Origin of the sequence: Acetatifactor aquisgranensis (assembly GCF_943193215.1) — a bacterium.
Lineage (GTDB): Bacteria > Bacillota > Clostridia > Lachnospirales > Lachnospiraceae > Acetatifactor > Acetatifactor aquisgranensis.
Genome location: NZ_CALPDH010000022.1, coordinates 89,532 through 115,958, shown reverse-complemented (window position 1 = coordinate 115,958; position 26,427 = coordinate 89,532). Strand labels below are relative to the sequence as shown.

Genomic DNA, 26,427 nt, shown 5'->3' with positions numbered 1-26,427 from the left:
GCACTGCGCAGTCAATTGGATAAAGGTTGGAAAAATAATTCGTCATTTGCGTCTCCCTCAATTCGCCGTCCGACAGTTCATTTAAGCCGATTTTTCCTTTTACATCTTCCTCGTCAATGGGGAACGTGAACCAAGCACCGACTAAATAGCCCTCATTGTATTTGCCAAGATTAGCAATGTAAACCGCCATATCATCAATCATAAGCACCACCTCATTTCCTACTCTGGCAGTTCAAAAATACCGTGTTCTGTTACTAAAAATTTCCCGTGTTCCTGCAAGTGAGAAGCATAGGCTTCAAAGTCAAAGTAGTATTCTTGACAGTCCTCGGATAAATGTTTGAACGTCGGGTCATTCATCAGCTTTTGCCTTGCAACATCTATCATGCTTTTGCAGTCGGGATAAACCGTAATCACGTTCCTGCAAATATAAAGTGCTTCTAAATTTTCATACACCGTAAGTAGTGATACATATTCTTCCTGCATATCACTTGAAAGCTGGCGGTACATAAAATCTAATTCGTTGAGCTGGTACACGCTGGTGTGTTCGTGGACTTCATCAGCATAAGGCAACACCTTTTCGATAATACGATAATCTTGACTTTCTGCACCGATACCTAGCTTTTCTTCAAACCCGGCAACATCTATCGGCAAGTCGAACCAGTATGATATTGTTTCTTCGCCAGTTGTTCCTCTCGTTTCCACCAGCACCCTTGTTTCCTGCATTGTTCCTCACGTCCTTTCTGTTGTTTCATCACATCTTTTAAGGTCTGGTACGACATACCAAACACATACTTTGAAAAATCTTCTAACTGTCTTTCTTCATAGTTGGCAAGGTTCAGTAGTTTCATTTCATGCCACACCTTACGCTTGTAAGAGGGCAGGTCGGAAATGTATTCACAGCCGACTTTTGCCTGCATATCCTTAAAAATATCGTTCATTTCATCACTCCAATCTAATTTTTGAGTATGGAAAAAGCAGTCGATCTTTTCAGAATGACTTCTTTTACACACCACTTATGCACCGATAATCTTATTGAACAGCTCTAACAGTACATCTTTCACACCGCCGGCATTGAATACCAAGCCGACAGCAATCAAGGCAACTATCAAGAAGCCAATGAATTTTGAAAACTCACGCTTGAACCCTAAGTAGATACCGATAACCACAATCGCCATAAGCACTAAGCTCTGTGCGTTTGATAAAAACCATTGATATAAATTTTGACCGAAATTCATGTTATTTGTCCTCGCTTTCTTCTAATTGTTTCATTTTATAGTCGGCTTCCTTACCGACACTTAACATACACATCAAGACTACGCCGATACCCATTCCTATAGATACCAGCAGGAAGTCTTTTAATAATACCCATATTTTTTATCACTCCTAACTTTCTACTAAATCTTTTGCAGGGGTCGTCTGCTGTTTGATTATCATTTCATGCTTTTCTGTGAGCTTTGCCTGCTGTTCGATTGTTGTCATGTAGTCAGTCCCGTTTCCCTTATCAATCTTTTTCAGCATTTTCAAGGTCGGTGCTACCTGCCTTTGTACCCACCGCAATGTACGGTCTAAGGTATAAGGCTCTGGCTTTGTCGTCAGCTTCAAGCTCTGTCTGTTATCGCCGATAAACCAAGCCCAGCGGTCATTGAGCTTCCAGTCATTTTTTCGCTTGTCGGGTTCTTCATCAACAAACCGCACATACTGGTTGATGATAGAAAAGGCGGTCTGTTCTGCGTCATAATAGGTCAGCAAATCTCGTACTGCATAATAGGCACGTTCATTTCTAAGCCGTATCTCAAAACGGTTGATAATGTCGGCTTCTTCCAAAGGTGTCCCCAGCTTGACGTACTGCTCATAGTCCTTTTCATAGATACAGAAATACACATCAGATTTCAGCGAACCAAGATAAAGGGTACGTCCCATATATTCTCTGTCGTCCTCTCTGTGCTTGATAAGCTCACCCGACTGGTAAAACTTATAGCTTCTGGACTTTCCGATATATTCCCGTTTCCTGCATTTTTCCGCAAGCTCTGGAATATCCAAAATGCCCGTATGGTCGTTGATAGCAAGGTCGATACGCTTCATCACGCCACCGTCTACCAATGCGTCCATGAGAAAGTCATACCAGCTTCTTTGCTGTGCCAGCAGGTAACTTTCAAACTGCCTGCAACCACGCCCCTTTAATTCTAAAAGAACACCTTTTTCTTCGTCAGCCGACGTATAGATAAAGATGTCCCCTAAAGAATAATGCTCCGTATAACTGTAACGCCCGTAATCTTCATGGAGCATATAGTTGATATTCAGTTTTAATATATCTTTGATGATGTGCTGTATATCCAGCGTGGGAAAACGAATTTTTACATAATCAAACAGCATGGTAAGCGGTGCTTCTGGATTGAACCTTGCCAGTTCCTTATGCAGAGTATGAAGAAGTTCCTTTGACGGCTTCATTTTTCCGCTTTCTATCTTGTTGAGATATTCCCTTGTGATACCAGAAGCCACCGCCAGCCTGCCTTGTGAGATACCGTAGGCAATCCGTTTCTCCCGTAATTCTTTTATCCATTGTTCTTCATTCAGAACCATACCCCCAATCTGTCAAGTGTGAAGTTTTTTAAGGCGACTTCACAGCCGATTTTTTCTAGGAAATCATGCTAGAAGCCTTATGTTTCCTATGTTTTTCGTCTATTGTCTATTTGCAAACGTACCCCTCTGTTAGATACCGAGGGGTTTTACCTGCTGGCGTGGCTGACGCCACACCAGCAACGGCTAGTCCGTGCCGTCGCCTTTCGCTTCGCACGTCGCCGTCCCGTCCTGCCTTGCTTGTGCAAGAGAGCCGATAGTCTGCAAAAAATCATGTCCTTTTGGGACTAAAGGCGTGTAAAATTCACTGATAACGCTTGTTCCCACATCACAATAGCCACGCCCCTTGATACGCTTCTGGAAAAACTGCTTTTTCACATCTGAACCAAACAGCATACCGTAACCTAATTCGCTGATACGCCCAAGTCCCACACGGAAATTGAAGTTATCTCTGATACCGTCCGAGAAATACTTTGCGTCTGGACGCTGGCAGGCAACGATAAGGAAATAACCTGCTTGTCGTCCTAACATAACGATTTTCTTTAACTGGCTAAGTAAGCCCACGCTTTCTTTCGTCCCCAGCATTTCAAAAAATGCCACATATTCATCAAAGATAAGAAAGCAGGATGGCAGTCCCAGATAGGCATAGTTTTCGCCCGTCTTATAGTTCGGGTGTCGCTTCATTTCCTCACTTCGCTGTACCATGCCCTCATAAAAGGCATTGACGCAATCAATCATTTCTTCTTTGGTGTGATACACATTTTCCATAACTGTCCCTAAGTCTGCAAGGTCAGCGTTCTTCGGGTCTAAGATATAAAGGATAGCGTTGGTATGCAGTAAGGCTTCAATGAGTGTCAGCAGAAAATATGTTTTACCGCCACCAGTCCCACCAGCAATCAAAGCGTGAGGGAGTGCGTCATATTCCCAGACAAGATTTTTCATCAGTCTAAGACAGCCGTTCTCTGCCCGTACTTCATCAATGGTAATGCGGTTCGCTATCATATCATAAAGCAGGGTATATTCGATATAGCCGTCATGCAGGGTCTTGTCGGTCAGCTCACAATACAAGCCACTTTCCAATTTATCCTCTAACCGTAAAAGCTGGTCTTGATATTTCCCCAGCGTAATTTCACAGCGGATATGAAGCAGTCCCTTTTCCATTTGATAATAAATCTTTGGAAACCAGACTATTTTTTCCCTTGATCTGCTTTGCAGGTCAGTAAAAAAACCGCTGTCTTGTACGGTATCGGCTTCATACCACTTATTTTCCAGTATCATTCGTGCCAGCTTTTGACGGTGCAGTAGCTTTTTGAAACTGTCGTAACAGAAGCGGTAATACAGAAAAGCGACCAATGCACAAACACCAGTCGCTATCAGTATGGTTATGAAGTTGTAAAGGGAAAGCGTAAAGCCATTGTCTAATAAGCTGAAATGTTCCCAGTCGGTACGCATGAGCTGTTTTGTATTTAATAGCAGGATAACCGCTACGAACACAAACAGGAGTGTCCCCATTGAAAAGCGATAGACAAGGTTCTTATCGCTGGCTCTGATACGGTGTCCTTTGTTTAAAATCATTCTCATAAATCAATCACTCCTTTCTGGGTATGAAAAAAGCAGTCAATCGTATAGACTAACTGCTTTGTGTGCATGGATATGAAGTTGTCAAACTGGAATTTAACGTTCACTCATATATTGTTTTATTTCATCAGAAGTCAATTTTCGTACTTCTGTATGTGAATATTCTTTATACTCTCCAACATTAAACACAGGTGTCATTTGTTTGCATTTCTTGTCTTTATTCTTTTTCAAGAATAGATGTAAATCCTCATTCCCGGCGAATATTTTATAAGATACTCTGCCTTTACTGTTCTCTATCTCATAAATACCACATGAACTTTTCGTTGTATAATCGGCTGTTCGTAAATAAAGTTTTGCAATTTCCAATGACTTAAAAGGAAAATTCCATCTTTGTAATCCTCTGTTTGGGTCATGTTCAATACAAATGCAACGTCCACAAGTTCCACAAATATATTGAGTGTGGTTTTCTAAGCAGTCCAAGGGATTTAGTAATGGTGTTATTCTATTTTCATCAGAGTAACATTCTTCACACATTTTTCTTTTCGCTCCTTATCAAATTCTAATTTGTCGCTTTCTTCATACCCATATTATAACAGTTCCGTATATCCTCTACAACGAAAATCTATTCAGCAAGTCTATTTTTTCGGTTGTCCCTGCGGTGTATGGTTCTGTGAAGTGCCTGTGTTCTGATTGCCTTTATTCTTCAGTACAATATCTTCTGCCTTTACATACCAATCCACATCTGCACCCGTATAGGTTTTTCGTGATACCGTATCGGCTACGGGATTGACAAGCTCCACGACTGCATTGTAAGGAAATTCCCTTAACGGTACTTCTGGCGGTACGGACACGGGGATAATTCCACCATGCAGACTGCACTTCAAATCATAGATACGCTTTTTAAGCTGGGTACTCGGTGTCCCGTCCTCATTTTGCAAGAACACATCACGCACCGCTGTAAATTTTAATTCTCCAAATGTTTTCTCTTTGTCAATGACAAATCCATTTGATAATCTCATAAATTCTTCACTCCTTTACTTTTCTTCAACTGCTACAATATCATCAGCTACTAATACATAATCGGTATGTCCCACATCCCCGATTGCGTACCCTCTGCCGTATAACTTCGGATTGACAAGTTTTACTTTCTGTTCATACTTGAAATGCTTTTCGCCAGCCTGCACGGGAATTTCCACCACAACATTTTCGCCTTTCTGTACGTCAGAATAAAGGTTATAGCTTCGTCTGGCTATGACCTTGCGGTTGTTTTTATCCCTTTCAAAGATAGGCTCGCTTTCGCCTGCAAATTCAAGAGTTCCAAAAGACTGTGCCATATCTGGCACGACATATTTCATTTCCATATTGTTTTACCTCGTTTCTTTCTATTTTTGATAAGTTAATTGATTGTGATTTCTTATTCTGGCGGTTGGGGAAGTACCAGCAATCCCCCAGATAGTAAAGGGTAAAGTCAATGCTTACGCACCCTTGACTATCCGTGTTCTTGCAGGTTGTAGGCAGACAAGCCAGAATAAGCGGAAGTCTGCCGTTTGACAGCTTCGGCGGAGAGCGTGATTTTTCTTTCATCATACCGTTACCGCCTTATGATTTCTTCATTTTACGGCGTTTGTAAAGATATGTTCCAGCTAATCCACCAGCAGACACAAGCAACATCACGACAAATGCCATTACATTTGTACTGTCGCCCGTTTTGGGACTGTCGCTAGGTCTGTTAGGCTTTTCTGGTGTCGGTGGTGTTTCGGGTTTTTCTGGTTCTTCTGGCTTTTCCTTAAAGGTAATCGTCTGTCCCTTATCCTCAATATCCTTATGCTCGGTAACTTTCTTCGGTTCGTCTGGATTGCTAAAATCGTACAATTCTTCAAAAGTTACAAGCTGTTTGCCGTCAAGAGAAGTAGCGTCAAAGGTAAAGGCAACTTCCACTTTCATAGCTTCGCTGTCAGCAGTAAAGGTGTAATCACTTTCCACAGGTTTTCCATTGATAAGAAGCTCTGCATTTTCTTCTTTCAACATCTGCCAGCCCACAAGTTTGTACTGTGTACCGATTTCTAAGCCCTCTAAGGTTACGGTATCAAGGATTGTTACCTCTTTTCCAGCTTCAAGCTCTTTGTTGCCGTCCTTATCGGTAGCAGTCGTATGTATCTTGATGATACGCTCTGTAATCAATACCGTTTGCCCGTCGTCCTCAATATCCTTGTGTTCCGCAACTTTTACGGGTTTGTCTGGATTGCTTAAATCATACAATTCTTCAAAGGTAACAAGGTTTTTACCGCCAAGCTCGGACGCATTGAATGTATAGGCAATTTCTATTTTCATTTCTTCATCATCAGCGATAAAAGTATAGTCATTTCCTACACGTTTCCCGTCAATGATAAGCTCGGCGTTTTCTTCCTTTAACATCTGCCAGCCTTTCAAATGATACTTTGTGCCTTTTGTAAGTCCGTCTAATTTGACAGTATCAACGATTGTAACCTCTTTTCCTGCAAGGATAGTCTTTTCGCCGTCCTTGCTGGTCGCTGTGGTATGGATAGAGATTTCTTTTTCGTATTCATCAGTCAGCGTTCCTAAATCAATCACAAGATTATTTCTTGATACCACGATTTCAAAAGGTGGGATAAGCTCAAAGCCTTTGTTGCTTTCGGAGCGCAATTCCTCAATGATGTAAGTATCATAAGGTAATGCACCTTTGCTGTCGTCTGGTTCAGAAGTTCCAAACCATACACCGTCCTCGCTGGTCTTGCCTGCGTTGGTATTGTGCTTATGTGAAGCCCAGTCAGAAGAAGTGGAGAACTGCCCGTTATCATCAGTTACCACTACATGACTTTCTCCCGTCGTCTTGCTTGTGATCCTAAAGGGAACATCAGCAAGACGCTTGTGTGTGCCTGCACCGATTTTTACACCCTCAATATCTCCACGCTTAATCTGATTGTAGATAGAATGAGCTTCGTCGGTTAAGTCCACAATTTTTCCGTTTTCTGTGATTGCAAAGTCAATCGGCTTCGCACCGTCTGTCAAGTAACCGTTTGGAGCTTCACTCTCAACGATATGGAATTTTCCATAAGGTAAAAGGTCGGCAGAAGTAGAAGCGATACCCTCAATGTCTGTATGGATTGTCTTTACCACTTCATTTTTCTTGTATAGCTTGCCCTCAACCAAAACAGAATTGTCATTTAAGGAAATGATGTCAAAGGCAGTATCTTTCAAGGTAGCACTTCCTTGTGGCTTTGTATCGCCCGTTTCTAAATCTCGTTTCTGAATTTTCACACCGCCACGGATAACTTTGTCTGATACGGAAAACTGGTTACTTCCAGTCAATACGGCAAGGTCGCCGTCCTCGGTAATCTGTGTTACATATAAGCCCTTAATCTGTTCCGACTTATCGCCAGCCTGCATATACGCACCGTCTAACAAGTAACCGTTTGGAGCTTTTGTTTCCTCAACGGTTAGTGTTCCTAAAGGAAGAACTGCCTTGCCGTCCTGCATATAGAAACTGTCGCCAGACACCTTGTATGCGTCCGCTAATTTTGTGATGTAATGAGTTGTCCCGTCGCTGTCTGTTTCAGCGATTGTCTTTGTAACCCATGTACGAGTAGCTTCGGCAGGGAGATTGTCTTTGTTATAGAAGCCAGCATAATACTTCCATGTAAATTCTGCACCTGCTAGAGAAGCGTTTCCCTGCGGATTGTCTTTCTGTGTTTCCATATCAATCTTGAAAAGCTTAATCAAAGTGTCTGTTACTTTCGGTGTATCTGATACTTTCAAGGTCGCTGTCCTTCCAGCTTCAACCTTTAAGGAATATACAGTTTTATCTACTTTATATCCTGCTGGTGCAGATAATTCCTTGATATAAACTGTGCCTGCTTTTACCTCTACAACATCTGTATTTCCGTTTTCATCAGTCGTAAGGGTGGCAAGCTGTTTCGTGCAGTCCTTATCAGCAAAGACACCGTATGTTGCACCAGCAACAGAGTAATTCCCGTTATCGTCTGTAATGCTGGTATTACTGGAAGTCTTTTGCAGTTTTGCATTTCCAACATTCAGCTTCGCCCAGAATTGTCCTAATTCCTGCCCCTCGCCAGAGTAGATATAACCGCCACATTCATAGCGTCCTTTATTCTCTTTGACAAAGGCTTTTGCACCAGAGAAAACTTCGTCCTGCGTTGCCTTTGGAATTTCATCATAAGAAGCTCGCACATTATCACATTGCCAGCCAAGATGTACGCTCAATCTCTGCCAGACAACAAGCTGTCTTAAAAGGTAGGCGTGATTGTTGCTTATTCCGCTGTGGCTGTCTGTGTACTGTTTTACATATTCGATAGATAAGGCAACGTCGCTTATCTGGTCGGCACTCATACGGGTGCTTACGTCAGCTTTGGTTTTGTAGCCGTTTCTAAAATCTGTGTTAATGTCGATACAGTAAGCGTCCTCGCCCTCAACGGTCAAATGCCCCTCGTTAAAAGTAGAACCAATCGAACCGTCATTCATTACTTTTTCAACGATACCGACACGCTCCTTTGACTCCGTCCAGTATTGCTTGCTTTCTGCATGGACGGGTGTCGTCGGTAAAGCAGTAACGACAGTTGCAAGAGCTAAGAAGCCCGTACACAATCGTTTTAACATCTTTTTCATAAATCTAATGCTCCTTTCATTTTGGGTAATAAAATAGCCGTCCAATAAGAACGGCTGAAAATAGAAAAGGAACGTCATTTTAGGCGTTCCATAGTCTATAAAATATTCAATTTTTTTCTTGTTTCAATACTGATGTGCTGTACCATATCTTTGCATATCTAGGAAAACTGGCGTATCAAGGCTCATTCAATGGTAGTAAATAAGTAGTAAATTGATGTATTTGTTCCCTTGAAAATGCTGATAGATACTGTGTTTTAGCGGATAATCAGATTTTTATTGTGTTTTTATAGAAAAAAATGGCGGGATTTCAAGCTATAAATATACATTGCATGTTGTAGGTAAATATTTTATAATCAAGACAGTGGAAACCAGTGGTTCATACCGAACCCGCATGCAAATATTCCGGTCTGTTTTCCAAATCGCACAAGCCCGAAATACGAGCGGTAGCCCTCTGCGCGATAGGTTTCTGTACTTGCGCGCCGGGGAAGATGTCCACCGAAAATTTGCACAAGAATTTGCACAGGGGCCTGAAGAATAGACTGCCGGCCTCCCAATCAAGATAGAGAAAGTGAGATTTTGGATGAAAAGACAAAAGCTGGCCCTGCTGTGCGGTATGGTCGCCCTTTTCCTTACGGCCTGTGGGAGAAACGACGCAATAGCGATACCGGATGTAGAGACAAAAGAAAACCAGCCGCAAAGCAGTGACGTGAAAGCGGAAGACAGCCCGGATGATTCAGACGACTCAGAACCAAAAGAAAAGCCGCCGCAAAGCAGTGGCGCGAAAGAGGAAGACGGCCCGGATGATTCAGACGATTCAGAAAACAAGGAAGCTTCAGGCACAGAAACGGACATGGAAAGCCCTGCCGATAAGGAGCCCTGGGAGCAGGCATACCTTGACTATCTGGATGGATTTGAAGCCAGCGGTTCCTGCACTTACAGCCTGATCTATGTGGACGAAGATGAGATTCCGGAGCTTGTGATAGATTCCGGCTTTGAAGCGGGAGGCTGCCAGATTTTGACCTGGCATGATGGGGTTCTGGATGTGCTGCAGACCAGCCGCCTGTATTTTACCTATATTGAGAAAGGGAATCTCCTCTGCAATTCCGAAGGGAACATGGGATATTATTATGATAATGTATACGCCATCAAGGACGGCTCCTGGGATTTCATAGGCGGAGGAACCTGCCAGGATCCGCCGGACGGGCCGAAGCTTGATGAAAATGATGATTATATTTTCGAATACCATTGGCTGGAGCAGCCGGTAGAGAAAGCGGAATATGAACAGCGGTTTCATGCCGTTTATCCGGAAGAGGAGGGAAAGACGCCGGAGACGTATTATATTGAAGTTGAGATGCGCTCTCTGCTGGAAAGAAAGGAAACGGCCTCGGCAGCACACCGCTATGAACTGATCGTGGAAGATCTGACGTGGACAGAGGCGTATGAGGCCTGTGAGGAAAAGGGCGGTTATCTGGCGACCCTCACCTCATGGGAAGAATTCCGGTGGGTGCAGGAACAGATTGTTTCGGAAGAAAAAACGGCGGTTACATTTTTTGTAGGCGCCAACAGGGCGGACAGATTTGGATTCGGCTGGCTGGAGCCCGGAACGCCGGAGGGATACGGTATGTTAGACCTGTATAAGGCCCTGTTCGCCGGTTTCTGGCTGGAGGGCGAGCCAAGCTATGAGGGGCTTGCCGAGGACGGGAGAGAGGTAAAAGAGGAATACGTAGCCATCCTATACCGAACGGCGGATGGCAGGTGCTACCTCAACGATGTGCCGGAGGATATCCTGTCTGCCGCGCCCTCCTATGCAGGACGGATTGGTTATATTTGTGAATATGATGAATGAGCGTTTTACAGAACTGTCGGCAATTGGAATGCAAAATTGTAGTCGTTTGAGGAGAGAAGAACATGGCGGAATTGGCATCCATGATGAATATTGGCAGGGAAATGGCAAAGAAGCTGGATTCCGTTGGGATTGGCTCAGCGGAGGAGCTGATCCGTTCAGGCGCGGAACAGGCCTTCCTGAAATTGAAGGAAAGGTATCCGAATGTCTGTCTGGTGCATTTGTATGCCTTGGAAGGAGCGGTCTGCAATGTGGAGTTCAACAGCCTTCCCGAGAGCAGAAAAAAGGAACTGAAAGAGTTCAGCGATTTTCTGAAAAGATGAAAAATAATGGTGTTAGTCAGCATATGGGTTGGTAAGCCGCTTTCCCCATTTGCAGTCCGCATATTTTAAGGTCCTGAAAAGCCTGAAATTGTGCCACCAACCCACTTACTGACTAACACCAAAATAATTTATGGGAGAGAGGGATTGATATGCGGTGCAACCAGGTGAGAATTTTGATAGAACGTTTCGGGAAGTATGTTCCGGAGGACTATCCGGGTGATGTTCAGCGGATTTCAGTGTATGTGGACGATTTTAAGTCCATTTATGCAGCGTTGTCCAAAGCATATGCGCTAGCCGTGGATGAACTGGCGGAATATGAGCAGATTGGGGTAAGGGCCGATGTGAGCACGAATGAGTATTCTAAGTCGGATTACAGGGAAATGCACGGGAAACTCCCGAAAGGGAGGTTGCGGTATGAGGATGATGACAACTGGGAGTATTATGACAGCCGTTTAGAGCTATGCCAGGACTATATTTGGGCGTTTGAGCACAGCGCGGAGATTCTGGAAGTGATAAAGGGAAGCAAAGACAAAAGAGATATGATTGTTTCCCTGAAAGAAGCGTTTGACCTATCCGACTATCAGGTAAAGAAGCTGCTGCAGATCCGATTTGACATGCTCACGGAGCAGGAATATAAAAGCTATCAAGAGGAAGCGGCGAAGATGAAAGAAAGAAGGAACGGCATACCAGATTTGCCGTACGATGACGAAAGCCGGGAGAGATATGCCCGGACGCAGATCGGTAAGCTGGACCGTCAGATAGAGGAAGCAAAGGCGCATCTGCTTGCGGCGGAGAACTATCCCGAAATCATTGCAATCATGGAAAATGCCGATGGGTTCCATGAATATGCGGAGACAATGAGAGAAAAGTTTGGGTTTAGCCAGGAGCAGTCCAGGTATTTCCAGCACATGTCCATTCAGGATTTCGACAGAAAAAAACGCGAAGAGACGCGGAAAAAACTGGATTGGCTGATGAACAGCAGAGAGATGTATGAGAAAGATTTGCGGAAGGAAGAGCCGGCCAGGGAACCCAAGCGGGACTGAGATTCTTCCAGGGAGGTGCATCATGGCGAACGAAAAGATATACGGCATGCCTTTTGGGAAACTGTATCCCATGCTGATTGCAAAGGCGGAGAAGAAAGGGCGCACCAGGGCAGAAGTGGACGAAGTCACCGCCTGGCTGACAGGATACAGCAGGGAAAGATTAGAGGAACTGATGGAAAGCGATATCACCTATGGGGACTTCTTCCTGCAGGCTCCGGCATTGAACCCGAACCGCAGGCTGATAAAAGGCGTGGTCTGCGGAGTCCGCGTGGAGGATATTGAAGAGCCCCTGATGCAGGAAATCCGCTACCTGGACAAGTTGGTGGACGAGCTTGCCAAAGGGAAGGCGATGGAGAAAATCCTGCGCCGGTGATGTCTTCCGGAAAAGGGGATATGCCTTGAGAACCTACGGGGCTACCCGATTTGCTTTGAGGGGCGCTGGAAACACTTGGAAGATTTAAAAAAATAGGTTACTTTAAAGAATTAAGTACAAATGTAAAATAAAAGGGGGATTTATAGGATGGGATACGTAGGATTAAGATGGTATAAGTGTGATTTTCATTTGCACACAATGTGCAGCGCGTGCTACAGGGAGAAGAAAGATACTCCAAGTGAATGGGTTGAGGAAGTAAAAAGGAAAGGATTACAGTGTATAGCGATTACAGATCATAATGACTACAGAGGAATAGATGAAATTAAGGCAATATGTGAAGGAGAGGGAATAGTAGTTTTCCCGGCGGTAGAGTTATCGTGTGATTCAAGTAAAATCCATATTCTAATCCTTTTTGATGTTCACTGTGAGGGAGCTGATGTAAGAGACTTTTTGGCAAAGGTAGGAATCACAAAAAATGAATTGGGAAATAGCGCTAATACCTCTAATGGGAGTATTTTTGAGATATGCGATATGGCGCAAAAGGCGGGAGCATTGGTGATAGCTGCCCATATAGATGATTACAGCGGAATTTCTCAAATCAGCCATGACAATATCAAAAAGGTTTTGGACAGAAAATATATAAATGCTGTTCAGATTGTGAATAAGAGTGTATGGGATGTGTATGAAAACAACAAGGATATAAAAGAGACATGCAGATTATTAAGTGAAAAATATGACAAGGAAATTTCAGATGATAAAGCAAAAGAATGGTACAAGGCCTACTCGTTGGCAAAAGAAGCTGGATTGCCATTTCTGACATTTTCTGATAATCCGTGTTCAGAAAAAGATGCAAAGCATGGTTTATGGGGAATCGGAAGAAATTATTCCTGGCTTAAAATGGATCAAAAGCCGAATCTGGAAAGCGTGCGTCAGGCATTGTTATCTTATGATATGAGAGTACGGAATGAGTATGAAAGTCCCAATAAGCCGGATGCAGAGCCAGAATTGTGGATAAAGTCCATAAAAGCAACCGACACACTTCTTAATAAAAAAGAGGACATAATTGTGGATTTTAATCCTCAGTTAAATACAATAATTGGTGGAAGAGGTAGCGGAAAATCGTCTATTATCCGTATGCTGGTTGGAGGTATGTGTTCGTTTGGCGGGGATAATTTAGAGGAGATAAAGAATGAGCAGTATTATTTTTATAGAGAAAGTAAAAAGGAAAAAGGTAAAGGAATAGCGAGAGGTGTATTTACAAAAAACTCTACTTTGGAGATATATTTTGAGAGACTTGCTGATTCCTATAAATTAGTTGTCACGAATATTTCCAGTATGAGTAATCAGTCGCGTAAATTGTATAAGTATGTGAACGAAAGCTGGTCAGAGGTGGCCGATGATAATTTCCTAAATTTTTTCAAAGCACAGGCATATACCCAGAAGGAGATTTACGAATTAGCACTAGATGCCAATTCTTTATTAAGCATTATAGACGAAGATATTGCAGACCTCAGCAAAAAAATAAATGAGAAGGATACAATCTTTAATTCTTATATTGCAAAATCACTTGAAATTTATGATTTGAAAAAATCAATAAGTGAGGAGTCAAGGATAAACACAGAATTAAAAGATATAGAAGAGCAAATCAGCAAGTATGAATCAAGTGGGATATCTGACGCATTAAGGGAAAAAGAAAAGTATAGTGCACAAAAGAAGATAATAGATGATTACATAAAACAAAAAAGTGATAAAGTAACAGAACTAAAGAATTCGATTATGTCATTGGAACTGGTGAATCCCAATCTTTCAGAGATGGAGAATCCTGAATTAGAACTATTGTTGGATAAAGATCAAAAGGCATTTCTGATTAGAAAAAATGCTTTATTGGAATCCATCAGGTTGCTTGAGGAAGACACAGATAGCTTACTGGAAGAAATTGATAAATCAGAATGGAAAAAAGGAAAAGAGAGTGCAGAAAATCAATATAATAAAGTGTGTAAAGAACTTCAGGAGCAAGGTATTGATTTTGATAAATTAGATGAGCTGCTGGATAGAAAAAAGAACAAATTGACAGAATTAGATAACATTAAATCGGACAAAGCAAAATTAGGTACTGCGGAAGAGACGCAGAAACTGTTATACGGGCAATATGAAAGGGCCGCTAATGAAATATGGAGTATGAGAGCAGATTTCATAAATGGAGTTATTGGAAAAGGTTCTAATGTGAAATTTGTGGTGAAGAAAGGACGAAACAAGACTTCTTTTGTGAATATGATGAAATCTGTTTTACAAAAAGACAATGCAACGATTGATGATGAAATCAGTAAATTATCAACTTACTTTTTTGAAAAAGATGGAATGAAGAAATTTAGGGAATTGATGCAAGATATCAGGGATGAAAAGGATAAAAAGACATGTCAGGGAAGAATGAATTCAGCAATTAGGGATATGACGCCAGAAGCGTTCTCAAGAATGATTGCATTTATTCCAGAGGATGACCTGGAGGTATCATACAAGCCGGAAGGTGCGAAAAAATTTATTCCACTCTCAAATGCCTCTGCAGGTCAAAAAACTACAGCAATATTAACGTTTCTTTTGGCTTATGGAGATTTGCCGTTGCTATTAGACCAGCCAGAAGATGATTTGGACAATAAATTGGTTTACGATTTGGTAGTAGCACGATTAAAAGAAGCCAAATCTAAGAGACAGGTTATTGTAGTGACACATAATGCGAATATTCCGGTTAATGCGGATGCAGAGTATATTGTGTCAATGAATTCTGAAACAGATGATGTCAAAGTCAGATATGAGGGCACGATGGATGATAAGAAAATAGGAAAAGAAATATGTGATGTCATGGAAGGTACAAAGTATGCTTTTGAAATGAGAGCAAAGAAGTATCATTTCCATATAGTTGAGTAAGTACAGTTAATTTATTGCCCAAAGCATATTGAAAATGTTCGAAATACAATGTATGGAATTCCCTTGATGACAAGTCGTTTCTTGAAAAACTTGGTGGATACAGAAAAGACCGAAGGGAAGAAAAAGAGGGCCTGACGCTTGCCGGATTGATGATGTTCGGCGATGGGCTTGCCATACGGGACGAGTTCGATAATGTGTTCATGGATTACCGGGATGAAAGCCAGGTTACGTTGGAGATTCGCTGGAATGACCGTATCACATATGATGGGACATGGGAAAATAATTTGTTCAATTTCTTTACGAAGGTTACGCCAAAGCTGACTGCTGACCTGAAGAAGCCATTCAGATTGGAAGGAATGCAGCGGATTGATGAAACGCCTGTCCATAAGGCGGTAAGAGAAAAGTAATAAAGCATGCTGATGGCTTTGAGTTTACCAATCCCGGAATCCTGAAACTTTCGATTGAGGACATTTATCGGGGCGGAAATTCAAAGTCAAGGAATCCCCGTATGCAGACGATGCTCAGGATGATTGGATTCGGTGACAATGCCGGTTCCGGTTTCCCGGCGATTTTATCTGCATGGGAAAATGAGGGTTGGATAAAACCAGAACTGAAAGAAGATACGAGGCTGAATCAGGTTACTCTGACATTAAAGATGGTATATGCAAATGAAGAGGAGATGAAAGAAGATAGAAACTTCAATCAAAAAAATGAAAGAAGTTTGAAAGAAGTTTTAGTAGCAAAAGATTATGAGAAAATGTTTCCGATTATTGAATATCTGGAGGGAAATTTGGTCATTTCGACACAGATAGCCGAGCAGTTGACAGGAAGGTCATCAGCTACCGCATGGCGTTATTTGAAGAAGCTTGTGGAAGCAGGGGTTATAGAGCCTGATGGAAACACAAATAATGCAAGATATAAAAAGATTTTTCCGTAAGCAGCAATGTCTCCAAAGTGGCTGGCGGGGGCGTGAATTATGTGCACAGTGGTTCTTCGCCACAAGAGATGCTGGTGCCTGTGCTGGATATTAAGATGGAGTGTGGTCATATGGAGACCCGTAATGCGGAAATTGCACTGGTCAGCATGGTACAGAAAATCACCAATAAGATTACTCTTCTGGACTTTATCCAATGCAACTGGAAGAGCCGGACAGGAAAATGAATCCGCTACCTGGACAAGTTGGTGGATGAGCTTGCCAAAGGGAAGGCGCTGGAGAAAATCCTACGCGGATGATTTCCTGTTCATAATGAACCATTACGAGAACATCCGATTGTGCAAAAAGCCGGAACTTCAAAGTCAGAGAATCCACGCATGCAGGCAATGCACATAAGCCCCGCCAGGATAAGCGCCAGGCTAAGCCGACTCAGGGAGCATATTGATGAAAAAGAAACTATGTGACGGAACCGCGGACAGAGATGCCCGAATCCTGCAAAGAGACGAAGACAGCATCATATACCAGATCAAGAATGACGCGGGAGAGCTGCTGATAACGGAACACCAGGTCTTTTCCGGCATCTGGCTGTGCTATAAAGACGCCCATATCCAGAGCTACACCTATCCCTCCTCCTACCCGTCAGGCATGCTGGAAATCACTCATTGCCGGGAGGGCCGGTTCGAGTACGACGCGGGGGAATTCTTCTTCTACCTGTCAGGTGGAGACATATCTGTCTGCAAAAGCAGGGAAGAGGGAACGGTGGTATACTGTCCCACCAGGCACTATCACGGCGTGTCGATTCTGATTGACCCCGTCAGCGCGCCTTCCTGTCTGTCCTGCTTTCTGGAGGACGTCAATGTGAGCCCCAGTGCGCTTTTGGAAAAGTTCTGCGGAGAAGACAGATATCTCGTCATGAGATCCACGGCCCGGCTGGAGCATGTCTTTTCGGAGCTGTATTCCGTGCCCCAGGACATGAAGAAAGGCTATTTTAAGGTAAAGATACTGGAGCTGCTGATGTTCCTGAACAGCCTGGACATGAACCTGTCCCAGACGGAGCGGCGCTCCTGTTCCAGGACACATGTGGAACTGGCCAAAAAGGTATGCGGCTACATCAATGAACACATGGATACCCGCCTGACCATTGAACAGCTGGCGGCGCGCTTTTTCGTATCCCCCGCGCAGCTGAAAAAAAGCTTTTACAGCGTCTACGGCGAATCCATATACGCCTATGTCCGGGCCTATAAGATGCAGTCGGCGGCCCTGCGCATGCAGACCACAGGACAGTCGGTTTCGGAAATAGCCAGCGCCTTCGGCTATGACAACAGCAGTAAATTCTCGAAGGCGTTCCGAGACGTGATGGGGGTCTCGCCCACGGAATACCGGAAGGGCATGGGGACAAGGATGGTTAGCCAAGACTAATCTGTGCCTTTTTGGAGCATAACCGTAGCTGTTTGGAGTTGTGGGGAGCGCAGCTGGAGATTATAATAGCACATGGAATTCAGGATTGCCGTTTTTGCAAAAGAAATACGGCGGGCTGACAGAAAAACACGCAGTATATCAGAGCGGGTCTTCAGAGTGATACTGCGTTTTTTAAATCCATAGGGTTAGTTAAAACTAACAAAGGAGGGACTGTGATTAAAAAGTATCGGCTTACTATTATTTTGGCGGCGGCTCTGCTGATTCTGTCAGGCAGCTCTCTGTTCATAGGCGTACTGGACGTGAATCTGCCGAGCCTGCTGAGGGGCGACATAGAACGGTGGGAGATATTTTTGATTTCCCGACTTCCCAGGCTGCTGGCCATCCTGTGCACCGGCGTGGGCATGAGCGTGGCCGGCCTGATCATGCAGCAGCTTTGTATGAACAAGTTCGTTTCGCCTACCACGGGCGTCACCATTTCCTCGGCTCAGTTCGGGATCCTGCTGGCATTGCTGTTCATGCCGAAGTCCACCCTGTGGGGGAGGGCGCTTTTCGCCTTTGTCTTTGCCATCGGAGGGACGTGGATCTTCGTCTGGTTCATCCAGCGCATCCAGTTCAAGGATGTAATCATGGTGCCGCTGGTGGGCATCATGTTCGGCAATGTGATCACCGGAATCACCAATTACTTTGCCTACAAATACGAGATGAGCCAGGCGCTGTCCACCTGGCTGGTGGGACATTTCTCCATGGTGCTGCGGGGGCGGTATGAACTGGTCTACCTGGTGGTGCCGCTGGTGATTCTGGCATTCGTGTTCGCGAATCACTTCAACATCGTGGGCATGGGCAGGGATTTCTCGAAAAATCTGGGCGTCCACTATAATTTCGTGCTGTTCATGGGGCTGAGCATCGCGGCCATGATTACGGCTTCCGTGGTGGTGGTAGTGGGATCCATCTCCTACATAGGACTGATCGTCCCCAACCTGGTGGCCATGTTCAAGGGGGATAAGATCCGCGGCACTCTGGTGGATACGGCGCTCTTCGGTTCGATTTTCGTGCTGGCCTGCGACATGATTGGGCGGAGCATCATCGCCCCCTATGAGCTTCCCATTGAACTGATCATCGGCATCGTGGGCAGCATCGTCTTCATCGCCATGCTGCTTTACCGGCTGAACCACGGCAGAAAGGCGATCCGGCTGGGCGGGAAGGCCCGTGAAGGCCGCCTTGCCGCTGCCGTCATGGAAGGAGGAAATGGAAAATGAACCGAGCCGCCATCCGCGCGAACCAGCGCAAACTGATTATCCTGGCAGTGGTGGTGCTGCTGTGCGCCGCAGGTTATATGTTCTATGCGGTCAATTTCGGCAGCGCCAGACTGTTCCGTTACTCCATGAAGCTTCGCTCACCAAAGCTCATCGTCATGCTGATTACGGCGTTTGCCATTGCCGGAGCGTCCATGGTGTTCCAGACCATCATCAATAACGTAATCGTCACCCCATGCCTGTTGGGGATGAATGCCCTGTATTCCCTGATTCATACGGCGGTGGTGTTCGTGGCGGGATCTGCCAGCCTTCTGGCCACCAACAGCAACCTGGCCTTCGCGGTGGATCTGGCGCTGATGGCCATTGTGGCCACAGTGGTCTACGGGTATCTGTTCGAAAAAGCCCGGCACAATGTGCTGTACATCCTGTTAATCGGCACGGTGCTGACTTCCTTCTTCTCCAGCATACAGACCACCATGACCCGCATCATGGATCCCAATGAGTATGACAGCCTGCTGGAGACCCTGGTGGCCAGCTTTGAGAACGTCAACGCGGAAGTCATCGTGGCATCCCTGGTTGTTCTGGCAGCTGTGATCTTCGTGCTGCGCAAAGACATTGCCCTGCTGGACATGATTGCGCTGGGCAAGGAACAGGCCGTCAACCTGGGCGTTGACTACGACAGATGCGTCCGCAGGCTGCTGCTGGGCGTGACGCTGTGCATAGCCGTGGCCACGGCCATGGTAGGGCCGATTTCCTTCATCGGCCTGATCATGGCGAATCTGGCCAGGCAGTTTTTGAAGACATTCCGGCACAGACAGCTTATCCTGGCCTCCACGCTGTTCGGCATGGCCATCATGATTGGCGGCGAACTGATCGTGGAGCGGGTCTATCACTATGCGGTTCCAATCAGCGTGTTCATCGGCGTATTCGGAGGCATCTATTTCCTTTACCTGCTCCTGACCAATAAGAAGATGTAAGCGGAGGAAGCGGTAAGAATGGGTTCCGGGAGTCCTGTAAAAGCGGCTGAGAGATGCTGGCAGACTATGTTATATGCAGGGAGGTATCGATTTGAAAGTAAAAAATCTGGTCAAAAAATATGACGGGAAGACGGTGGTGGATTCTGTCAGCTTCGAGATTCCCAAGGGCAAGATGACTTCTCTCATCGGCCCCAACGGTGCCGGGAAATCCACGGTCATGGGCATCATCTCCCGGCTGATAGCCCGAGACAGCGGTGAGGTGTCTTTCGAAGACCGGGACATCTCCGGCTGGAAGAGCAGGGAGCTGGCCAAACGCCTGGCTATCCTGACCCAGACCAACAATATCCAGATGAAGCTGACCGTCCGGGAGCTGGTGACCTTTGGCCGGTTTCCCTATTCCGCCGGCCGCAATACGGCGGAGGACGAGAAAATCATCGACCAGGCGCTGGATTACATGGAGCTGGGCCCGATTCAGGATCAGTTCATCGATGAACTGTCAGGCGGCCAGCGCCAGCGGGCCTATATCGCCATGGTCATCGCCCAGGACACGGAATATGTCCTTCTGGATGAGCCCACCAACAATCTGGATATCTACCACGCCAGCAATATGATGAAAATCGTCCGCAGGCTCTGTGACGAGCTTGGGAAGACGGTGATCCTGGTTCTGCACGAAATCAATTATGCGGCTTTTTATTCTGATTATATCTGCGCGTTTGCGGGCGGGAAAATCGTGAAGATGGGAACGGTGGAGGAGGTGATGACGAAGGAGAACCTGGCGGAAATCTACAATGTGGATTTCGAAATCATGGAAATCGAAGGGAAACCGTTGTCTATTTATTATTAAAAAAACGAAATTAAGAATCTAATTTGCTAAAATATCACAGAAAAGGAGACGAACCATATCATGAAAAAATTACTTTCTTTCATTCTTGCTTTTGCCATGGTCCTGGGCATGACTGCTTGTGGAGACACAAGGGATACCGTAGGAGGCAGTCAGGAGACAGCCATTGACAGCGTTGCAGAATCGTCGTCGGAGGAAAGCGACAGTTCTGAAAACCAGACTGACGCGGATGGCACAGAAGATTCCGGCCAGGGCGGGGCACCGGAGGGCTCCGGGACAATTGTCGTGACAGGCATGGATGCCGCGGGCGAACCCGTTGAAGTCACGGTTCCCTATAAGCCGGAGCGCGTGGTGGTCCTGGATTTGGCCAACCTGGACATCCTGGACAATCTGGGGCTGGGCGGCTGCGTTGTGGGCGCGCCCACCATCACCTTGCCTTACCTTCAGTCCTACAATGACGAACTGCCCATTGTGGGTTCTGTCAAGACGCCAGACCTGGAAGCCGTCATGGCCTGTGAGCCGGATTTGATTCTGATGGGCGGCCGCATGGCTGAGTATATGGATTCCCTGGGGGAAATCGCCCCGGTGCTGCGGCTGACGACTGTATCCGATGAGGGCCTGGTGGAAGCAATCCGCGCCAACGCCCAAACGGTTGGCGCCATCTTTGGGGAGACAGAGCATGTGGATGAAATGCTGGCGCAGTATGATGCCCAGATTGCGGCGCTGGCGGAGTTCGCTCAGGGGAAGACCTGTGTGCTGGGCATGAGCACCAGCGGCAGCTTTAACCTGTTGGGCAATGACGGCCGCTGCTCTTTGATTGTCAACGAGATTGGATTTGACAACATCGGTGTGGACGCGGCGGCAGCGGGAAGCGACAGCGGGCGAAGCGGCGGACATGGCAGCAGGGATGAGGGAAACGAAGAAGAAAGCAGTGGCCGGAGCGGCAGCGGTGAGGGCAGCGAGGGAGAAGGCAGCAGCGAAAGCGGCAATGACGCATCCGGGAGCGCCGGTGTTACGCTCACCCACGGCAATGAGGTTTCCTTTGAGGCCATCGTTGCGCTGAATCCTGACTATATCTTTGTCATGGATCGGGACTCTGCCATCAGCGCCACCGGCGCCCAGCTGGCACAGGAAATCATGGAGAATGAGCTGGTCATGAAGACAGATGCGTACCGGAATGGCAATCTGGTCATCCTGGAGAACCCCGGCATCTGGTATCTTGCGGAGGGCGGCATCACATCTCTGGGCATTATGCTCAGCGACCTGGAAAAAGCGCTTCTTGACTAGTGCTCCTGGCGATTCCCGTCTGGGCAAACGTGCATCCGCTCCGGAAGGTGTTGCCCATGGAATGGGAATACAGCATTCCCCATGGAGACCGTAAAACGTTTCCTGTCGGCGGCCCGGGAGCAGTAAGAACGGCAGATAGTATCTTAAGGTATAAACCCTGTTGCTACTTGTCAAGGACGTATTTATCATTTTTCATCACTTTTTCTCGGTCTGCCCTGTTTCCCATGCTCCAAATCGTGGAGAATGACACGCTTTAACTTATCCTTTACGCTTTGGCTACTGGTAGCCGAAAAATGTACCTCGACTAAGTACCTTGTCTTGTCAATTTTCTGTTGTAAACAGGGCGTTAATCGCCCTGTAGTGTTGGTCTGAATGTTGTCGCTCATATTCCTCCTTTGGGCGCAAAAAAAGACGCATGGTTTACAATTTACTGTTCCATGCGCCTTTACGCTGTGATTTTAATATTAAATTGTTTTGCCGATTACGCTAACTGCATAACCTCGGCTTCAATCTCCTTTAATTCCTCCATTGATAATGCAGGAACATAACGTGCAATCTTTTCAAGAGAAAGTTCCCCGTCTTTAATCATTCTTTCCGCTGTTTCTCTAGCTTCATCATGCCTTTCGCTTCTGATAAACGATTTCATTATCTGCTCTTCATCAAATAAACTCATCATAATCGTCACAATCTCCTTTTCTCTCTGCGCTAAATATTCCCTTAAAACATTCCTGTCCTTGCATATGCGGATTGTTTCTGTAACCGCCTTTTGTGTCATTCCATGCTGTTTTGTCTGCTCGTTAAAAACTTTGCAGAAAATGATGTACTGATTGATAATATCATCTGTATCGCTTTCATAGATAACTTTTGCTTTTACCTCAATATCTATATCTGCGCCCTCGAAAAATTCTTTAGACAAAGATATTTTATCGGGTTTCCGCCCTTTGTTCCCCGTAAAAATCACATAAAGTTCAGGCTTTGGCATTTTTACTTTCTTGCTTTTGTAATAGTCTTGGCTGGTACGCTGAAAATATTCGTGATAGCTTTGCGCCAGATACAGTAAAATTCTTATTAAAATATTCACTGTCCATGTTGACTGCGCCTCCACAAGTATCATCAACTTATTATTGACAATAAAGCCTAAATCGTTATACAGATTATCAGTCAGCACATTTGTGATTGTCACATCTGTAAGTGAATCCTCTGTTGCTGTGGTGTCCTCCGGGTGGAGCGTTTTATATAGCTTTAGCAGATAACTCTTGTTTTGAAAAAGGTCAAGGAATACGCTGTTTTTTGCTGTACGTTTTGCCATGACTTCCTCTATCTGTTTATCGTTTGACACCTTATCACCTCGATTTCTAAAATCTGTGGCACAAGATACGATATATCCTGTTCCTGCCACACTTCAATTATACAAAAAAATGCCTGCCTTTACAATAAAATTCACATTAAATTTCTTCCTCCCTCCGTTTCGGTCGGCTCTGTTGCCTGTTACGTTGTCGGCTCTCGTTCTGAAGTTCCCTCGCAAGGTTCTTCCTGTTATAGCTGATAACTTCCGCATACGCTAATTCTGTTGCGGTCTTGGTCTGCTCTTTGCCGATACTGTCATACTCGGACTGCAAAGACTGTATCTCGGCTTTCCACTGTTTCGGCGTTATCTTTTCCCCATTCTGTAAAAGGCTCTGCATACGTTCTTTTAATTCGGGGTACTTCGATAAGCTGTCCTTATGCTCCTTATCGTATCTCATTTTTGCAAGCCTTTTTAGTGACTGGCTCTCCTTATAGGTGGCTTGGATCGGCAAACCTTTTTGGTCTTTGCTCCCCATTCCCCGTTTTCAGTGAGAGGGCGCATTGTGAGTAAAACATGAATATGAAGATTGCGCTGTCCTTTGTCATTTTCGCTGTCATGGATTGCCCAGTCCGCACACATTCCTTTATCAACAGAATTCCTCTGCACATAATCCCTCACGACTTCCTCCGCAAGTTCATAACTCCATTCGTTGGGGAGTGACGCTTTTAACATTCTCGCAAGCTGTGATTTCTGCCCTTTTTCTGACAGTTCAACGGCGTTCCATAAAGCGGCTCGGTCTGCATACTCTTTGGGCGCATTGGGTGGGAGAGTGATTTCGCTGTGGACTAAATCTTCATGGTATTTCGGGCGGTAGGTCTGCCCGTCAAACTCGTTGACAAGAATACTCCTGCTAATATAGGACGCTTTCTCAACTGCCGACTGCCCTTTGCTCCGCTTGACTATGGAAAAACGTGTGCTTGCCTGTTTCGTGACATTACCCATACGCAACACCTACATTCTGCCAATAGAGTAGTGGGGCGCATGGACAGACTTTGTGGGCAGATAAAAGCCGCACTTTGGCTTTTGTCTGAACGCAAATGTTCACAAAGCGAAGCAGGGCTTCGCTTAAGGGTAGCAAGCGCAGCTTGCGAAGGGGAATTGTCGTTTCCCCTTTTGGCTGCCGCAAGGCAGACAACGCCCTCCGCAGGAGTCCATGCAAGTGAAACTTGCCCCTCGGAGAGCGCACATACCACCTCTGGTGGTATATCTGTGCGCACCCTGTAAACAGGGTGGATACGTTACCTCGGCTTTCCGCTTTTTTTCGTTCTGCTTTTTCTTCTCGTTGGCTACACGCTGTTGCGCCTGTTTCAACGCCTGCAATGCCTTTTCTAAGTTTTTGCTTGTGTCATTCTTGCTTTCAATCATTTCGATACCTCATTCTTTCTATGCTGTGTTGATAGTCTTTGCAAATAAAAAGGTGGCTGATTTTCCGTTGGGATAAACCGCCACCATAAGCACCAATATTCAGTTTGTTTTATTCATCATTTCCTAAAAAGCTGTCCTGCCCCGAAAATACCTCCATAGTCATTAAAACACCTAACCGATACCCTCTGACAAAGTTGTTATTTTAATCGTTTCCTTCCCGTTTTGCTCCATGCGCCACTTGCAAGACAAGAATGCGTAGTGTATAATATTTACGCAGTCCGCCTTGTAGGTGGGCGCAGTGTGAGGTGGCGCAATTCTTTACAGGGGTTCGCCGCCTCCGTTATTTTTCCAGTTCGTCATACACCTTGTCGATACCACGACGGACAACATCAGATGTAGTGGTGTCCAGTGCTTTTTTACACTGTTCCAGTTTTTCCTTTGTGTCATCATCGACTAAGACAAATATCCTGTCTTTCATGGGTTTATCGCCATTCGGTGGACGTCCCATTTTCTTTTGCGCCACTTTATCACCTCACTTTCATGCGCATATATATCATACACTAACATGCGCATGAAAGTCAACAGAAAGGAAACGATTATAAATTTTTCCTGCAATCATCATTCGTTCCTATGCCTATACTTCACGATAATGCCGCCCATGATGTACTTGTGGTGGTTCTCGGCTTTGCGTTTCTTCTCGTTCTGCTTTTTCTTTTCGTTGGCTACACGCCGTTTTGCCTGTTTCAATGCCTGCAATGCTTTCTCTAAGTTTTTGCTTGTGTCGTTTTTGCCCTCAATCACCTTAATACCTCTTTCTGCATTATGTTGGTGGTTGCTGAAAATAAAAAAGATAGCAGATTGTCTGTTAAGATAACCGCTACCCAAAGGTAAACAATATTCAATTTTCGCTTATGCTTCGGTTTATAAAAAATTTATCATCTATCTATTGATTCTTTTTATGCTTTCCTGTCAAATATACTTCGCTCTTCCAGATAATCGGGTAATTCGGAAAGTTCGTTGTTTCCTTTGACAGTCCGGTACTCATTCCAATAGATTTTATAAAACTCGTTTTTCTTTGCAAGTTCCGCCGGTGTCATTTCATAACTCCAGCCGTTTCCTGTGTTCATCAAAACTTTTGCGCCCTGACATTCAATAACCGCACCATATCCGCCTGTGGAGAGGATAGGGCAGGTGAGCGTTCCCCCGCCTGCAAGCGCAAACTGTTTTTCCGCAAGGTTTCCCCTGCCGTCTGCCTGTTCCAGAAAGTCCAGCAGGGATAGTTCGCCAATCCCCCTGCATTTGGGATTCGTATTGCTGCTCTTTTGTATGGCGTTTTTTGCAGACTGATACAGGCTCTTTCTGTCGGGAGATACATCAGACAGATACTCCGCCCTCAACTGTAATAGCTGCCTGTCAATGCTGTCCTTGTCCGCTTTGTTTGTTACCGTTGCCGCATTTCGGGCAAGTTCTTTTATCTCTGTTATAAATTCAGTCTGTGTTTTTGTCTGTTTTGCGGCGGACGGAATGTAAGACCAGTTTGGCTGTCCTGTTGCTAAAGTTGCGCTTGTAACATTCTTTACGCCGTTTGCTACACTGTTTAACGATATACCCATAATAACCACCTGTCTGTAAAACTGTTTATACACTCACATCTAATGGACAGCCGAAAATATTCGGCTTTTTCATTCTGGCAAGGCTTT

31 protein-coding genes and 1 pseudogene are annotated in these 26,427 nt (G+C 45.2%); 14 read left to right on the top strand and 18 right to left on the bottom strand.

All coding sequences use genetic code 11. The annotated features are described in order from the left end of the window. The 11 genes from NFS35_RS18735 to NFS35_RS18685 all read right to left on the bottom strand — a co-directional run. A partial coding sequence (locus NFS35_RS18735; protein WP_456298458.1) for an antirestriction protein ArdA occupies positions 1-202 on the bottom strand: 202 nt, incomplete at its 3' end. 17 nt (positions 203-219) lie between these two features. Beyond that, positions 220-723, bottom strand: a complete 504-nt coding sequence (locus NFS35_RS18730; RefSeq protein ID WP_251208622.1) for an antirestriction protein ArdA — start codon at positions 721-723, stop codon at positions 220-222. After that, a complete protein-coding gene (locus tag NFS35_RS18725) occupies positions 642-938 on the bottom strand; it encodes a conjugal transfer protein (RefSeq protein WP_251208621.1) in 297 nt (98 codons plus the stop codon). The genes NFS35_RS18730 and NFS35_RS18725 overlap by 82 nt, the downstream gene beginning before the upstream one ends. A gap of 75 nt (positions 939-1,013) precedes the next feature. Further along, positions 1,014-1,235: a hypothetical protein gene (locus NFS35_RS18720; RefSeq protein ID WP_251208620.1), complete on the bottom strand. Its 222-nt coding sequence runs from the start codon at positions 1,233-1,235 to the stop codon at positions 1,014-1,016. Position 1,236: 1 nt separating this feature from the next. After that, on the bottom strand, positions 1,237-1,371 hold the full coding sequence (locus NFS35_RS18715) for a DUF3789 domain-containing protein (protein WP_219693360.1): 135 nt from the start codon (positions 1,369-1,371) through the stop codon (positions 1,237-1,239). Between the two features lie 12 nt (positions 1,372-1,383). Next, positions 1,384-2,580: a MobT family relaxase gene (gene mobT / locus NFS35_RS18710; RefSeq protein WP_219693358.1), complete on the bottom strand. Its 1,197-nt coding sequence runs from the start codon at positions 2,578-2,580 to the stop codon at positions 1,384-1,386. A 183-nt stretch (positions 2,581-2,763) separates the two neighbouring features. Next, positions 2,764-4,158, bottom strand: coding sequence for an FtsK/SpoIIIE domain-containing protein (locus NFS35_RS18705; protein WP_251208619.1), 1,395 nt, complete (start codon positions 4,156-4,158; stop codon positions 2,764-2,766). Positions 4,159-4,251: 93 nt separating this feature from the next. After that, on the bottom strand, positions 4,252-4,689 hold the full coding sequence (locus NFS35_RS18700) for a hypothetical protein (protein ID WP_021404736.1): 438 nt from the start codon (positions 4,687-4,689) through the stop codon (positions 4,252-4,254). A gap of 101 nt (positions 4,690-4,790) precedes the next feature. Further along, positions 4,791-5,174: a YdcP family protein gene (locus tag NFS35_RS18695; RefSeq protein ID WP_021361569.1), complete on the bottom strand. Its 384-nt coding sequence runs from the start codon at positions 5,172-5,174 to the stop codon at positions 4,791-4,793. Between the two features lie 15 nt (positions 5,175-5,189). Beyond that, entirely contained in the window at positions 5,190-5,516 is a 327-nt protein-coding gene (locus NFS35_RS18690) for a YdcP family protein (protein ID WP_021373079.1), read from the bottom strand. Positions 5,517-5,754: 238 nt separating this feature from the next. Further along, complete coding sequence (locus NFS35_RS18685) at positions 5,755-8,799, bottom strand: SrtB-anchored collagen-binding adhesin (protein WP_251208618.1); 3,045 nt, start codon at positions 8,797-8,799, stop codon at positions 5,755-5,757. Between the two features lie 580 nt (positions 8,800-9,379). Here NFS35_RS18685 and NFS35_RS18680 point away from each other — a divergent pair. From NFS35_RS18680 to NFS35_RS18615, 14 genes and pseudogenes are all read left to right on the top strand, one after another. Next, positions 9,380-10,645 (top strand): C-type lectin domain-containing protein, encoded by a 1,266-nt coding sequence (locus NFS35_RS18680; RefSeq protein WP_251208617.1) that lies wholly within the window; start codon positions 9,380-9,382, stop codon positions 10,643-10,645. A gap of 62 nt (positions 10,646-10,707) precedes the next feature. After that, entirely contained in the window at positions 10,708-10,965 is a 258-nt protein-coding gene (locus NFS35_RS18675) for a TfoX/Sxy family DNA transformation protein (protein WP_251208616.1), read from the top strand. Between the two features lie 149 nt (positions 10,966-11,114). Continuing rightward, positions 11,115-12,008: a DNA gyrase subunit A gene (locus NFS35_RS18670; RefSeq protein ID WP_251208615.1), complete on the top strand. Its 894-nt coding sequence runs from the start codon at positions 11,115-11,117 to the stop codon at positions 12,006-12,008. A 22-nt stretch (positions 12,009-12,030) separates the two neighbouring features. After that, entirely contained in the window at positions 12,031-12,381 is a 351-nt protein-coding gene (locus tag NFS35_RS18665) for a DUF2200 domain-containing protein (protein ID WP_251208614.1), read from the top strand. Between the two features lie 147 nt (positions 12,382-12,528). Next, on the top strand, positions 12,529-15,303 hold the full coding sequence (locus NFS35_RS18660) for a TrlF family AAA-like ATPase (RefSeq protein ID WP_251208613.1): 2,775 nt from the start codon (positions 12,529-12,531) through the stop codon (positions 15,301-15,303). Positions 15,304-15,452: 149 nt separating this feature from the next. After that, positions 15,453-15,710, top strand: a complete 258-nt coding sequence (locus tag NFS35_RS18655) for a transcriptional regulator (protein ID WP_251208612.1) — start codon at positions 15,453-15,455, stop codon at positions 15,708-15,710. Then, positions 15,710-16,240 (top strand): ATP-binding protein, encoded by a 531-nt coding sequence (locus NFS35_RS18650; protein WP_330640348.1) that lies wholly within the window; start codon positions 15,710-15,712, stop codon positions 16,238-16,240. Before NFS35_RS18655 ends, NFS35_RS18650 begins: the two co-directional genes overlap by 1 nt. Continuing rightward, positions 16,231-16,461 (top strand): annotated as a pseudogene (locus NFS35_RS18645) (hypothetical protein); the annotation flags it as partial. The gene NFS35_RS18650 and the pseudogene NFS35_RS18645, both read left to right, overlap by 10 nt. 3 nt (positions 16,462-16,464) lie before the next feature. Continuing rightward, positions 16,465-16,536, top strand: coding sequence for a DUF2200 family protein (locus NFS35_RS29725; protein ID WP_334303563.1), 72 nt, complete (start codon positions 16,465-16,467; stop codon positions 16,534-16,536). A 145-nt stretch (positions 16,537-16,681) separates the two neighbouring features. Next, a complete protein-coding gene (locus NFS35_RS18635; protein ID WP_251208611.1) occupies positions 16,682-17,656 on the top strand; it encodes a helix-turn-helix transcriptional regulator in 975 nt (324 codons plus the stop codon). 212 nt (positions 17,657-17,868) lie between these two features. After that, the gene (locus NFS35_RS18630; RefSeq protein WP_251208610.1) at positions 17,869-18,912 is read left to right on the top strand and encodes an ABC transporter permease; all 1,044 of its coding nucleotides are present in this window, start codon (positions 17,869-17,871) and stop codon (positions 18,910-18,912) included. Then, complete coding sequence (locus NFS35_RS18625) at positions 18,909-19,886, top strand: iron chelate uptake ABC transporter family permease subunit (RefSeq protein ID WP_251208609.1); 978 nt, start codon at positions 18,909-18,911, stop codon at positions 19,884-19,886. Before NFS35_RS18630 ends, NFS35_RS18625 begins: the two co-directional genes overlap by 4 nt. Positions 19,887-19,959: 73 nt before the next feature. After that, positions 19,960-20,730 carry an ATP-binding cassette domain-containing protein gene (locus tag NFS35_RS18620; RefSeq protein WP_251208608.1) on the top strand — a complete coding sequence of 257 codons (771 nt, stop codon included), beginning with the start codon at positions 19,960-19,962 and terminating at the stop codon, positions 20,728-20,730. A 60-nt stretch (positions 20,731-20,790) separates the two neighbouring features. Continuing rightward, complete coding sequence (locus NFS35_RS18615; protein WP_251208607.1) at positions 20,791-22,014, top strand: siderophore ABC transporter substrate-binding protein; 1,224 nt, start codon at positions 20,791-20,793, stop codon at positions 22,012-22,014. 185 nt (positions 22,015-22,199) lie between these two features. Here NFS35_RS18615 and NFS35_RS29720 read toward each other — a convergent pair whose 3' ends face one another. The 7 genes from NFS35_RS29720 to NFS35_RS18580 all read right to left on the bottom strand — a co-directional run bounded on the left by NFS35_RS29720 (position 22,200) and on the right by NFS35_RS18580 (position 26,340). Continuing rightward, complete coding sequence (locus NFS35_RS29720; protein ID WP_251208606.1) at positions 22,200-22,400, bottom strand: transposon-encoded TnpW family protein; 201 nt, start codon at positions 22,398-22,400, stop codon at positions 22,200-22,202. Between the two features lie 95 nt (positions 22,401-22,495). Further along, positions 22,496-23,323, bottom strand: a complete 828-nt coding sequence (locus NFS35_RS18605) for a hypothetical protein (protein WP_251208605.1) — start codon at positions 23,321-23,323, stop codon at positions 22,496-22,498. A gap of 136 nt (positions 23,324-23,459) precedes the next feature. After that, on the bottom strand, positions 23,460-23,759 hold the full coding sequence (locus tag NFS35_RS18600; RefSeq protein WP_251208604.1) for a hypothetical protein: 300 nt from the start codon (positions 23,757-23,759) through the stop codon (positions 23,460-23,462). A gap of 14 nt (positions 23,760-23,773) precedes the next feature. Continuing rightward, positions 23,774-24,304 carry a MobA/MobL family protein gene (locus NFS35_RS18595; RefSeq protein WP_251208603.1) on the bottom strand — a complete coding sequence of 177 codons (531 nt, stop codon included), beginning with the start codon at positions 24,302-24,304 and terminating at the stop codon, positions 23,774-23,776. Positions 24,305-25,067: 763 nt separating this feature from the next. Then, complete coding sequence (locus NFS35_RS18590) at positions 25,068-25,250, bottom strand: ribbon-helix-helix domain-containing protein (protein WP_251208602.1); 183 nt, start codon at positions 25,248-25,250, stop codon at positions 25,068-25,070. 95 nt (positions 25,251-25,345) lie between these two features. Then, positions 25,346-25,528, bottom strand: a complete 183-nt coding sequence (locus tag NFS35_RS18585; protein ID WP_251208601.1) for a hypothetical protein — start codon at positions 25,526-25,528, stop codon at positions 25,346-25,348. A 155-nt stretch (positions 25,529-25,683) separates the two neighbouring features. Next, positions 25,684-26,340 carry a hypothetical protein gene (locus tag NFS35_RS18580; RefSeq protein WP_251208600.1) on the bottom strand — a complete coding sequence of 219 codons (657 nt, stop codon included), beginning with the start codon at positions 26,338-26,340 and terminating at the stop codon, positions 25,684-25,686. Between the last annotated feature and the right edge of the window lie 87 nt (positions 26,341-26,427).